The sequence below is a fragment of the Methylocystis sp. WRRC1 genome (assembly GCF_020733155.1).
Classification (GTDB): Bacteria; Pseudomonadota; Alphaproteobacteria; order Rhizobiales; family Beijerinckiaceae; genus Methylocystis.
In genome coordinates this window covers 42,925-55,067 of sequence record NZ_JAJFZJ010000001.1, presented here as the reverse complement: position 1 = coordinate 55,067, position 12,143 = coordinate 42,925, and the positions used below count along the sequence as shown (strand labels likewise).

Here is a 12,143-nt window from a genome sequence, read left to right as displayed (position 1 = left end):
CAAGCAGTCGCCAAGATGGCGCAGTCTGAAGTCGCGCAAATCGGCGTAATTCGGCGAAGCGGCGGCCGTTCCCGCGGATGAGGAGTCAAGGGCGGAGCCTACTACCCTGCAGGCACAAAGCAGGACGACACGCCGCAAATAACAACGCCTTCGCGAAGCCAAGTTAGTCGCTAATCGACCCTAAGCGTCCCGATCGCAGGCGTCCCTGAATTTCCAAATGACCAATCCAATTACACGGACATTCTCATTTTCCTCAGAATGACCGTCCTTCACGATCACGGGTGTCTGCCAGAGCGGATCGCTGGAGTCGGGCCAGAACTCGTAATGTTCGCCGCTTCGACGAACGCGTCTCGCGGATGTCTCCTTCAGAGAATTCCCACGGGTTCTTTCGACAATGACCAGATCGCCATCTTCAATGTCAATTCCCGCGGCTTCCACGTCGACGCATCGAATATGATCGCCAGCTTGCGCAAAGCGGTTAATCGACGTTCCTTCGACGATAAGGTCGAACTGGGCTTCTACCGGGAAGCGCGGATCCGCAGGAAACGGGTGGGTGCGGCCGTTTCCATTTGTCATTCTGCGCACCTCGTCTTCCATCCACACGCCCGCAGCGGCGACCCCCAACACAGGAATATTGGACCTCTTTTCATCACAGTCCGGGCAATCGCCATTCGTTTGAACAAGCTCGGCCCGACGCGACAATTTCGCTTTGGCGCTCATCGCGCCATCGCCCGTAAGGAGCCAGCCCGCGTTCACACCGTACGCGCGCGCATAATTAGTCGCGGTCTGTGCGTCAAAATGGTTCTGCCCGTTCTCGTGCGCCCGGTAGGTCGACCCTCTCCAACCGAAACGATTGATCGCATCGCTGGCGGTTCGATATCCAGCCGATATGCGCGCGCGCTTCAAACGTTCGTTCATAGTACCGTTTTGAATCATGTTCGGTCTCCGCCGCCGAAACCAAAGCAGATTGCGCGACACAAGTAATGTCATCTGAATAACATGTCCGCCAAATCCAATTGGGCGATGAAAATCCAATCTGCGAAAGCATTAATCGCTCGCCGCTTGCAAAATCGCGACCCCAGAAAGCCATCTGAAATGTAATTGAAGCGCTGCGGTCATATTGCAATACATGCCGAGGCCGATATTTCCGGGCGCAGGCTACAGCGTGCGGCGCTAGCGTGACCGGCCTTGCAGTAGAACTCCACATCCACACTGCTGGACCTGAACAAAAACGAATGGTCCCCCTAATATTGCGGGAAGACATCGAATGCTGCGAAAATCGCCAGGTCGGCTTCGGAACGCATACAGAGCCATTTCCTGTCGCGAACAGACCTCGCATGGCGCCTCGTTATGGCGCCGACGCTAATGGCTTACTCACTATGGAAATATTTGAAAGCCGTGTCCGCGCAAAAAGACGGGCTCCGGAAGCGTTAGCGTAGCGCTTTCTTCGCGTCTGTAGGAGCGATTCAAATAAGGACGCAGCTTTTGTAGTCCATATTCGACTACGAACCCTCTCCCCCAATTTATTGCGCTCGTCTCAAGACAGGAATCCGCTAGACGATTTCCAAATTGCTTACAGAGAAGAGCAACCCGGTTCCATGCAGAGCAGTGTAGCTTGCGCCGCCGCTATTGTAACAAGACCGGCTTACACGAAAGCTCCCAGCCACGCGAACAATGTTGTTTGTTCGCCCGCTCTGCGTCTTCATTGAGCAGCCCCCAAACGCCATGCTGCGACGGAACCGCAGCATGCGCCTAACATGACGCTAAACGCGAGCAAGAGGCATAAAACACTTATCGTGTTTTCGGTTGAGCGGCCATTATATGGCGAGCGGCGTCATCGAAAAGCGCGCTTCGCCCGGGCGATCAGCGGCGATTATCCGCCGGCGGAGCACCTGAATGGGATGCTTCGGCGCCGGTAACCTAATTAGCCGGGGAAAAGCAGCGGAGAGCCAGCGCTCGCCTTCAGTCGTCCGTTCAGGATGAGAAAAACCGTCATTCGCTGGTCAAAGGCGTAAAGGCGCGGAAGCGACCCCGCCAAAACCGCCACCTGCCCTCTCGCCCTCACCGACCTCTGAGTTCCGACAGGCGCTCGTCGCAGAGCTTCAGCTCGGCGGAGCTTGCAGACCAATAGGAGAGTTCGCACAAGGCCTGATAACGGCTTGCGAAATAGAGGGACCAAAGACCAAAGCCGATCATCAGCAGGAAAGCTGAGGCAATGAGCGTTCTTTTCATGTTTCCACCACAGGTCCGGATCGTCGCAGCTTTAAACCAAAGGTCAGGCCCGAGCAACGAAACCGGCGCCGTTGGCGGCGGCGCAACGAAGGTTGCCGAGGCCCCCTCCAGGCACTATCTTCGCGCCAGATAGGCTCTCTCGACATTTGACAAGATAGGGCGCGCCTATTTCAGCATCAAAGCGAGGGAGAACCCCATTCATGTCGAACAGCCCCGACCAGGCCGAAACGAAAGCCACCGCCGGCGCGGCGACCGAAGGCCAAAAGCCTCATGAGCACGGCTGGGTGGAAGCGCTCGAAGAAGGGATCGAGGAGATCCGGACGCAGCCTGCGGAAGTTCTCTTCCTCGATGTAGTCAAGATCGATCTTCCCTACATCATCATGTTGTCGATGGCGGTTTTCGGCATCGGCCTCGTCACTTTCACGGGCGAGCCGTCGGGCTATTACTGGGAGTTGCTGACCCCTGTTTATTGCGCGATCTGCATTTACGTCGGCTGGCGCCACGCGGACACGCGACAGGAGCGAATCAAACTCATCTGGACGCAAATCTTGCATTGGGCGGCGTTCCTCGCGGCCATGTGGCTGATTTACTCGCCGACGATCCGCACCCTCGTCGACGTCAACGCCACCGGCCTGAACCTCATGACGCTTCTCGCGCTCGCGACTTTCGTCGCCGGCGTGCACGCGGAGGCATGGCAGATCTGCGTCGTCGGCCTCATCCTCGCGATCTTCGTGCCAGCGATGGCGATCATTCAGAGGACGTCGCTCTTCATCATCGTCGCGCTGTTGGGCATCGGTTTCATTGTCGTCAGCTTCTACATGACGCTTCACTCGCATCGGCGTAAAGCCGGGGAAGAAACAATCGCTTGATTGAATAAAGCTCCATGCGCGCCGGGTCATTACAACCCGGCGCGCATTTTTTGTGTCAGGCTGACGGAGCCTGCGCGGAAAGCGCCGCACGAATGGCGTCTTCCTTGGATTTCTCGAAAGACGTGCGCAGCACCACGCCGCCGACGCCCTTGAGCCCCTCGAGAACCTTGTCCGTCGTCATTTTGCGAACGAGCACGAACAACGCCGCTCCGCCCGGCGGTATCGCTCCTGCGACGTCCTTCATGAACTTGTCGTCGATGCCGAAATCGGTCAGCGCGCCGGACACCGCGCCCGAGGCCGCGCCGAGCGCCGCGCCGGCAAGCGGCATCATGAAGATCAGGCCGATGAGTGCACCCCAGAAGGCGCCGGAAACGCCCCCGATCGCTGTCGTGTTGAACAGCTGATTGAGCTTGATTTCACCGTCGGCGCCTTTGACGGCCACGACCGCGTCGCCCATTTCGATCAAATATTCCTTTTGCATCGTAAAAAGCTTTTGCCGGACCTGCTCGGCCTTCTCCTCCGACGGAAAAGCAATAACGAGAAGATCATTCATGAGCGCTCTCCTGCTTATGTGCACGACGATGATCGCGCGCCGCAGGGTTCGATCTAGACCACATGAATGAAATTACAATGCACAGTTACAAATTCAGGATTGTAAACTCTGTAAAAGCTAACCCGCGCGGCGCCGCTCGTCAGCGGCATCGGCGGGTAGCCCGTTGCTCGATGGGAGGTTCGAGACGGATCAGCTTGAACGTTTCGCCCTGCAGCGAACCCGAACCGGAACGGTGACCCGGCGGGGCGCCGCAAACCAGAACGCCAACGGCGAAAGTAAGGACGCCACGAGAAGTGCGTTTAAAACCATCGCGTTTCACCTCCTTTTAGAGAAAACCGCCCGCGCGCTCGGCGCGGGCGGCCATCGTCATTACTCGGTCAGGAGCTTGACGCCTTCCTTGCCGACGAGGGCATGGATGCGCATCAGGATCTGAAGGACGACGCCGAACACGCCCAGAGCCATCCAGCCGAAGAACACGAAGCCCCAGTGAAGCGGAGCAACGAACAGCTCTTCCATGAACCAGAAGGTGTGGCCCCACTCATTCAGGCCAACGTTCGGGATGATCATGAACGGGCCGATGGCGACGATCAGGAACGCCAGCGAGTAGCCATGAGCAAAATACGGAATGCGGGTCTTCGCATAGAAGAACGCGCCAACCGCGATAACCGAGTAGATCGGGTAGCTCATGTAGAACTCGATGATGTGCGACGGCGTGAAGTCCGTGTCGCGAATCACCGTCATGTGCCACGTGCCGTCCTGCTCCGTGAAGAACGAAGCGCCCCAGTAAATGGCGATGCCGTAAACGACAAGCCACTGAACCAGGACAACGAGACGGCGCATCTCTTCACGAGGCGTAACAGCGTCGACGTTGCGGTCGCGGGTCTTCCACAGATAGCCGGCAAGGCCGAGGCCCGAAACCAGCTCAAGCGGAATCTCCGTCCACAGGATCGACATCCAATACGTCTGGAACTCCGGAGCGAACGAGTCCAGACCCGCGCGCCAGCCAAAGACCTGCTCGTAAATGCGAACGATCAGATAGAACACGTTCAGCAATACGAGGCCAATCCACATGCCACGCAGATCGACTACGGATTCTACTTCTGCAGCTGCGCCAGCAGCCGCGCTTGTCGTCGAGCTCATATGAATTATTCCTCCATGTTTTTTCGCTCGAGGTCATGACCCTCGCAGCTGTCACATCTTGCCCCGTACCACGCAAGACAACAGTGACTTTGTCGCCAAACTGGGGGCAAAATCCGCCATTACAGGCGCCGGGCTCCTTTGCGCCTCGTGACAAGGAAACCCTTGAAGCCAAAAAGAAAAAGGCCCGGCTTGCGCCGGGCCTTTCCTGTCGTGCCGAAGCCGAATCAGACGGGCTGAGGCGACATGCCGCCGTCAACGTCGGGCTCGGGCTTCTGGCCCGTCGCCGGGACGCCAGAGCCGCGCGGAGGCTGTGTCGGCGTCGCGCTCGTGTCCTCGCGGACCGGACGTTTGCCGACGAGCAGGCCCTTCATCTCCTCGCCGGTGAGCGTCTCGAACTCGAGGAGTCCGTTCGCCAGCGTGTCGAGTTGAGCGCGCTTCTCGGTCAGGATGCGCTTCGCCTCGTCGTAACCTTCCTGAACCAGCCGGCGCACTTCCGCGTCGATCGTTTGCTGCGTCGCCTCGGAGAGACTCTGCTGGCGGCCGAGCGAATAGCCCAGGAACTGCTCCTGCTGCGGTTCGGCATACGCCACCGTCCCGAGCTTGTCGGAGAAGCCGAGCTGCGTGATCATCGCCCGAGCCACGCGGGTGCACTGCTGGATGTCCGACGCGGCGCCCGAAGTCACCTTGTCGTGGCCGAAGATCAGTTCCTCCGCCACGCGGCCGCCCATGGCGATCGCGAGCATTGCGGTCAACTGCTCATAGGTCTGCGACACCTGATCCCGCTCCGGCAGGCCCTGCACCATACCCAGCGCGCGGCCGCGCGGGATGATCGTCGCCTTGTGGATCGGCATCGCGCCGGGGACCGTCAGCTGAACCAGAGCATGTCCGCCCTCGTGATAGGCCGTGAGTTTCTTCTCCTCGTCGGTCATCACCAGCGTGCGGCGCTCGGCGCCCATCATGATCTTGTCGCGCGCGTCCTCGAACTCCTGATTCGTGACGATCCGCTTCGACCGGCGCGCCGCGAGCAGCGCCGCCTCGTTGACAAGGTTCATCAGATCCGCGCCCGAGAAGCCCGGCGTGCCGCGCGCCACCACCTTCAGGTCGACGTCCGGCGCCAGCGGCACCTTGCGGGCGTGAACCTTCAGGATCTTCTCGCGGCCGATGAAGTCGGGGTTCGGAACCTGGATCTGACGGTCGAAGCGGCCCGGACGCATCAGCGCCGGATCGAGAACGTCCGGACGGTTGGTCGCCGCGATGAGGATGATCCCCTCATTCGCCTCGAAGCCGTCCATCTCGACCAGCAGCTGGTTCAGGGTCTGCTCGCGCTCGTCATTGCCGCCGCCGAGACCGGCGCCGCGATGACGGCCCACCGCGTCGATTTCGTCGACGAAGATGATGCAGGGCGCGTTCTTCTTCGCCTGCTCGAACATGTCGCGGACGCGGCTCGCGCCGACGCCGACGAACATTTCGACGAAGTCAGAACCCGAGATCGAGAAGAAGGGCACGCCGGCCTCGCCCGCGATGGCGCGCGCCAGCAGCGTCTTGCCGGTGCCGGGCGGTCCGACGAGCAACACGCCGCGCGGAATACGTCCGCCCAGACGCTGGAACTTGCCCGGATCACGCAGGAACTCCACGATCTCCTGCAAATCCTCCTTCGCCTCGTCGACGCCGGCGACGTCCTCGAACGTCACCTTGCCGGCCATTTCGGTGAGCAGCTTCGCCTTGGACTTGCCAAAGCCCATCGCGCGGCCGCCAGCTCCGCCCTGCATCTGGCGCGCCATGTAGATCCAGACACCGATGAACAGCAGCAGCGGCAGGCCGTTCACGAGCAGCGTTGAGAGCCAGCCCGGATTGTCGCTGGCCGGCTTGGCGCTGATCTGCACCTTCTTCGCCTCGAGCTTTTGCACGAGGTTCGGATCGTTCGGCGCATAGGTCTGGAAGGTCCGGTTGTCATTGAAGTGGCCGGAGATTTCATTGCCGGAGATCGTCACGTCATGGACGCGGCCCTCGTCGATCTGCACCAGCAGCTCGCTGAAGGTGATCTCTCGCGCCGGAGTGCGTGACTGCTGATGCTGGAACATCGCAAACAGCACGCATGCGACTGCGACGAAGACGACCCAAGGCAAATATTTCTTCCAATTCGCCTTCATTTTCACCTCCCGAGGAACAAACGCTTCCGACGACCGGAGCGTCCTCCCCTTGCTAAATCGTCATTGGACGGAGGACGGATGCCCTCGCCTTGTCCAATGTGTGATTGGAACCAATCTAGGTCAGGATGGCGAAATAGCCAAATTCAGTCCATAATTCGCCAAAAAGACGGGGGGAGATGCACAAGATCGTCGTGGCCGGCCTGGACGGCTGTCTGGGCTCCGCTTTTCTCGGATTGACCGATCTTCTGACGCTCGCGCGGCGGGCGATCGGCGGCGCTTTGCCTCCATCCGATCAGGATTCCGGGGGCGGAGACGCGGACTTTTGCGTCGTCACGGCCAGCGCAACCGGGCGTCCGGTGCGGGACGGCGCTGGCGCGACTTTCGAGGTCGAGACCTCTTTCGAGGAAGTCACGACATGCGACGCCGTTATCGTGCCGAGTTTCGCGCCCGATCCCAACGGCAAGCCGCCGGACATGTCGGCCCATGCCGCAGCGGCCGCATGGTTGCGACGGCATCATTCCCGCGGCGCTCTTATCGGGGGTTGCGGTTCTGGCGTCTTCCTGCTCGGCGAGGCGGGGTTGCTCGAAGGACGTCGTTGCACGACCAGCCGATGGCACCACGAGGAGCTGAAGCAGCGCTATCCGAGAGCCGACACAGCCTGGGGCGCAAGGTTGATCGACGATCGCCGAGTCGTCACGGCGGCGGGACCTCTCTCCTGGATCGACGTGGCGCTGCACGTGATCCGGACGCTCTGCGGACCGGACGCGGGCCGAATCGCAGCTGACTTCACTCTTGGCGAATCGGCGCCCGCGAAGGGCGGCATACGCGGGGCCGCCTACAATGTGAGCGTGCTCGGCGACAGCTCCGATTCGTTTCTTTCCGAGGCCGAGCGAATCGTCCGGCAATCTGACGCCGCCTTCAACGCTCAGGATCTCGCGCGGGCGCTCTCTACGTCGGAGCGCACGCTGCACCGAAGGCTGAAACAGGCCTGCGGCGAGTCGCCCAAGACTTTCATCGACCGCATCCGCGTTGAAACCGCCCGAATGCTGCTGGAAACCAGCGTCAAGCCCGTGAAGGAGCTGGCGGCCAGCGCCGGATTTATCGACGAGGCGAGCTTCCGCCGCGCATTCCGCCGCTTCACCGACATGGCGCCGAGCGCCTATCGGGTCTGGGCCAAATCGAAGAGCCAGGACAAGGCGCAGATGTTTTCCGTTCGCAAGGATTCGGAGATCATCCCCGAGATTTTGACGACGATCCTGGATACTTGCGTCAACGGCGTCACCCTGACCGACCCCGATCTAGAAGATGCGCCAATTGTTTACGCGAACAAGCGATTCGAGGACATCACGGGCTATTCGGTCGCCGAGATCATCGGCCGCAATTGCCGTTTCCTGCAGGGGCAAGATCGCGACCAAGAGGGGCTTCGTCGACTGCGCGAGGCCATCAGCAACCGACAGGCAATCGAAGTGACTCTGCGCAACTACCGCAAGGATGGCGCGCTGTTTCACAACAAGCTCAACATTACGCCGCTTTTCGACGCGCAAGGTCAGCTCATCTACTTCCTCGGCGTCCAATATGACGTCACGGACCAGATCCGCGCGGAAACGGAGATCGGCGACCTCAAAGCCAAGCTTCACTCTCTGGCTTGATTCGCGTCATATTCCGAGACTGCGCTGAAAGCGATCGTCATTGCGCCGCGCGCAGTCTCACAAATCATTAATACAAATTAACTTTCGATCGCCAGCTCGACAATGCGCCCGATTTTGCGACTCCTTTTCGCGTGCGACGCAAAATCTTTTCCTTCTTGCGCATTAGCCAAATGCAATGCGTAATTTTGTCGCGCCGACTGAGTCCATAACATAATCCGCAAAACAAGGCAGTCGGGCAGCGGCCCAGCCAGGGTCAAAGGGGAAGACGCCATGAACTCGATCACCGCCATTTTGTCGATTTTCGCCGCCGCCGCAGCCGTGACCTTCGCGATTACGGCTTTCGTCAACGCCTGACGACAAGAGGCGCGACGGGCCGGTCGCCGCCTTCGTCGCATCAATGGGATACGACGCGTGTCCCTCATGAGACGCGCGTCGTCGGCGCGCTTAGCGCACGGCTCGCCTGCGAGGCGCTGCGGTCACAGCCTCCGGAACACGTAGCTTTTTCGTATTCGCAGCAACCGGACGAGACGTACGGCGGCGACTTGCGTCGGACGCGCGCGACGCGCTGCGATCGGAAGTTTTCGCCAGCCGATCCATGTCGGACGCGAGGCGCCCGAACCAGGCCGCATTGTCGTCGACCCTTTGCTGCGCATCCCGGACCGCGCGGAGCAGCGCAATGTCTTTCGCGAGATTTCGCAAGAAAGCGCAGGTCGCGGCAAGATCCTGACGTTCGCATCTTCGTCGATAAAGTAGCTCGATCTCAGAGTCCAAGAGAGAAAAATTCTCTCGGGTGACAATATGAATCATCTGAGCCCCCTTAGGCTTCACTATATTGTGTGCTGCGGGGACATCCGCAGCGATTGCGCGACGACGGCCACGCCGCGCAATTCCCTCTCGCGTCTCGATTGGCTCTGCGCCGTTCATGACGCCAGTCTTGCCCGCATCGTGTCGACGACTGCCGGATCGAGGTAGAGGCCGGCCAGCCCCGCGAGACATCTGACGCGCGCATCCCACTCCGGTCCGACTTCGTAGAGCACGGCGTAAGTCTCGACGCCGCCGATCATCTGGGGCGCGCCAAGCGGTTCTCCAGCGCAACCGCAGCGCATGAGCATGCGATGCATTGCGCGGTCATAAACCGTTACGATATGGCTGAGGGCGGCGGCCTTGCCGATTTCATTGAGGGCGAGGCCGAGCTCCGCTGTGGCGCGGCTGATGACCGGGGCGTCGACGCGGCTGTCGCCCGTCATCCTGACGGTGAAGCGGCTCGACTCCCAGATCAGCGGGCTTTCTATGCGCGCGCCGTCTGGCAAAAGCTGCGGAAAAGTATCGTTGAGCATGTTGAAGCCAGTGGTCGGCAGAAGTCGAAGCCCGCCGATCACCCGCTCATTTTCGTCCAGCGAGAGCACATAGAGCGGGTCCAGCGCATCGTAACCATCTATTTCCCAGCGGTTGATGACAGTCACCTGCCACTTGAGGCGCTCGTGAAAGACATTGCGCCGAAGCTTGTGCATTTCGTCGATCAGTCGCGGAAAACGCGCGCGCCATTCTCCTGGTATGATTTTGATCATCCTGCAAATCCCCATATCAGTTGGTGATTTGGAAAACTTGCAGGACTTTCAGTGTGTTATCACCTCCCGAAAATGGGGGGTCATTTACGTTTTTTGGGCATCAGATGGGTCGGCTCATAGGACATGTTGATCAGTCCCAGTGCAAGCGCCTTCGCTACCGTGTGCGTCGTATTCGCCGTGTTCAGCCGCGCGCGCGCCGATTCGAGATGAAAGCGCACGGTATGCGGGCTTATAACGAGAATTCTTCCGATTTCCTCGTCGGTTTTGCCGAGCGCCTTCCACCGCAGGCAACTCGCCTCACGCAGCGGCAGATGCACGTCGCCCGGTTCGGCCAATTCCCCGCATGAGCGCAGCGCCGCAGCATGGAAATTCCATGCAACCACCATCAGGTCGCGAATCAGATCGCGGCGAATCGCGCGCCACTCGAGCGCATTTTCGTTCGATGTCACGGTGAAAAGGGCGAATTCCCCGTGGCGGCCGCGGATGGGTATCGACATTCCATTAGCGCCGACGTCGAGTTCCTGCGCCTCGCCGAAGAACTTGCGAATGATCGGATCGCCGCGGTCGATCTCCGACCAGTCGATCGGAAGAATGCCGCCGAGGCCCGAGCGGACGATCGGGTCGATGTCAACGTAACCGCTTTGGGCGTAATGCTTTTGCCATTCCACCGAATAGGTCATCGACAACAGCGGCCGCGCGGCGCCGGGGCTCGGCATGTTCAGCGCCGCGTAGGCGACGTTGTGAAGCCCCCACGCATTCGTAAAGCCGGTGATGATATCGGATGCGGCTTCTACGCGGTCGGCGCGCGCCAGCCGGTCAATCAGATCAAAGAAATCATCCGAATGCACGTGATCGGCCAAAGGTTTGATAATGGACAAGTTCAAGGTAGTGCGCCCTGGCCGCTCAGGCAACCGCTATCCCAAAATTCATCACAGCCCTGTTTTGCCTCTCCGCAGCGAATCACTTGCGCGGCAACAAAAAAGCCCGGCCAAAGGCCGGGCTTTTCACAATCGCTAGCTTGTCCGATCAGTATTTGGCGACAACCGGAGCCGCGCCCCAGTTGAAGTGATAGTTGAGGCCGGCGCGGACCATGTTGCCGTTGAAGCGCTGACGGACCGTGGTGGAATAGGCCCAATCGACAACCGTCGGCTCGACGGCGACCGCCGTGGCGGAAACAGTGCCGAGATCATAGTAGAGGTACTCGACCTTGGCGCTCCAGTTCGGCATGAACATCCACTCGATGCCGCCGCCGGCCGTCCAGCCGACGCGTGTATCGGCGAAGGAGGCGCTGGCGACCGAGTTGAAGGGGAAGCCGATTTCGCTCGTCACGAAGGTGGCGCTGGTGGAAACGCCGCCGTAGGCAAGACCACCTGTGCCGTAAACGAGCATCGTCGGGGTGAACAGCCAGCCGAGGCGGCCGCGAACCGTGCCGAGATAGTCGAGGCGGCTGCTGCGATTGCCGAAGGTGACGATGTTCGTGCCGCTGATCGGATCGAAGGAAGAACCGAAGATGTCGCGGTTCGGCGAATTGCCGGCGACGCCCTGGATGTCCGCTTCCACACCGGCAATGAAGCTGTTCATGAATTGCCAGTTATAACCGATCTGGCCGCCGCCGATGAAGCCGCTGTTGTTGCCGCCATTTTGCCAAGACGCAGCGCTGGCGGCGGCGACCCAGCCGTGGATCGGCGTGCCGCCATTGGCGAGGCCCCACGCGTCCGAGGCGGAGTTGGTCGAAGCGGCCCAGGTTCCGCCAGCATTCAGACCGACGTAGAAACCAACCCACATCGGGGGCGGCGGCGGCGGAACGTAGACGGGGGCTTCCTTGCGCGAGGGAAGGTCGGCGGCGAGCGCCGACCCAGCCGTGAGCGCCAGAACGGCGACGGAAAAAGCGATCTTTCTCATATCGATGGCCTCGTGTTTCGTAAAACCAGTCAGGAAGGGCGCCAGTACGGCCTCTGCTCCACTTCACTCCGAGCCGGGGA

11 protein-coding genes are annotated in these 12,143 nt (G+C 60.2%); 2 read left to right on the top strand and 9 right to left on the bottom strand.

What is annotated here, in order from left to right:
* Positions 1 to 180 precede the first annotated feature (180 nt).
* A complete protein-coding gene (locus LG047_RS00295; RefSeq protein WP_227964310.1) occupies positions 181 to 936 on the bottom strand; it encodes a hypothetical protein in 756 nt (251 codons plus the stop codon).
* Positions 937 to 2,061: 1,125 nt separating this feature from the next.
* A complete protein-coding gene (locus tag LG047_RS00290) occupies positions 2,062 to 2,232 on the bottom strand; it encodes a hypothetical protein (protein ID WP_192815571.1) in 171 nt (56 codons plus the stop codon).
* 200 nt (positions 2,233 to 2,432) lie between these two features.
* On the opposite strand from LG047_RS00290, the gene LG047_RS00285 reads away from it, so the two are divergent.
* The gene (locus LG047_RS00285) at positions 2,433 to 3,101 is read left to right on the top strand and encodes a hypothetical protein (protein WP_227964307.1); all 669 of its coding nucleotides are present in this window, start codon (positions 2,433 to 2,435) and stop codon (positions 3,099 to 3,101) included.
* Between the two features lie 55 nt (positions 3,102 to 3,156).
* On the opposite strand, the gene LG047_RS00280 is transcribed toward LG047_RS00285, so the two are convergent.
* The 3 genes from LG047_RS00280 to ftsH form a co-directional block, all read right to left on the bottom strand.
* A complete protein-coding gene (locus tag LG047_RS00280) occupies positions 3,157 to 3,654 on the bottom strand; it encodes a DUF1269 domain-containing protein (RefSeq protein WP_036281098.1) in 498 nt (165 codons plus the stop codon).
* 369 nt (positions 3,655 to 4,023) lie between these two features.
* Positions 4,024 to 4,794: a bacterial ammonia monooxygenase, subunit AmoC gene (gene amoC, locus LG047_RS00275; RefSeq protein WP_084678888.1), complete on the bottom strand. Its 771-nt coding sequence runs from the start codon at positions 4,792 to 4,794 to the stop codon at positions 4,024 to 4,026.
* Positions 4,795 to 5,018: 224 nt separating this feature from the next.
* Positions 5,019 to 6,944 carry an ATP-dependent zinc metalloprotease FtsH gene (gene ftsH, locus LG047_RS00270; RefSeq protein ID WP_227964304.1) on the bottom strand — a complete coding sequence of 642 codons (1,926 nt, stop codon included), beginning with the start codon at positions 6,942 to 6,944 and terminating at the stop codon, positions 5,019 to 5,021.
* Positions 6,945 to 7,120: 176 nt separating this feature from the next.
* Here ftsH and LG047_RS00265 point away from each other — a divergent pair, with 176 nt between their 5' ends.
* Positions 7,121 to 8,593, top strand: a complete 1,473-nt coding sequence (locus LG047_RS00265) for a GlxA family transcriptional regulator (protein WP_227964301.1) — start codon at positions 7,121 to 7,123, stop codon at positions 8,591 to 8,593.
* 77 nt (positions 8,594 to 8,670) lie between these two features.
* On the opposite strand, the gene LG047_RS00260 is transcribed toward LG047_RS00265, so the two are convergent.
* The 4 genes from LG047_RS00260 to LG047_RS00245 all read right to left on the bottom strand — a co-directional run bounded on the left by LG047_RS00260 (position 8,671) and on the right by LG047_RS00245 (position 12,063).
* The gene (locus tag LG047_RS00260; RefSeq protein ID WP_227964299.1) at positions 8,671 to 8,940 is read right to left on the bottom strand and encodes a hypothetical protein; all 270 of its coding nucleotides are present in this window, start codon (positions 8,938 to 8,940) and stop codon (positions 8,671 to 8,673) included.
* 573 nt (positions 8,941 to 9,513) lie between these two features.
* The gene (locus LG047_RS00255) at positions 9,514 to 10,161 is read right to left on the bottom strand and encodes an acyl-homoserine-lactone synthase (protein ID WP_036281087.1); all 648 of its coding nucleotides are present in this window, start codon (positions 10,159 to 10,161) and stop codon (positions 9,514 to 9,516) included.
* An 80-nt stretch (positions 10,162 to 10,241) separates the two neighbouring features.
* The gene (locus LG047_RS00250; protein WP_227964296.1) at positions 10,242 to 11,045 is read right to left on the bottom strand and encodes an autoinducer binding domain-containing protein; all 804 of its coding nucleotides are present in this window, start codon (positions 11,043 to 11,045) and stop codon (positions 10,242 to 10,244) included.
* 142 nt (positions 11,046 to 11,187) lie between these two features.
* Complete coding sequence (locus LG047_RS00245; RefSeq protein ID WP_036281085.1) at positions 11,188 to 12,063, bottom strand: outer membrane protein; 876 nt, start codon at positions 12,061 to 12,063, stop codon at positions 11,188 to 11,190.
* Between the last annotated feature and the right edge of the window lie 80 nt (positions 12,064 to 12,143).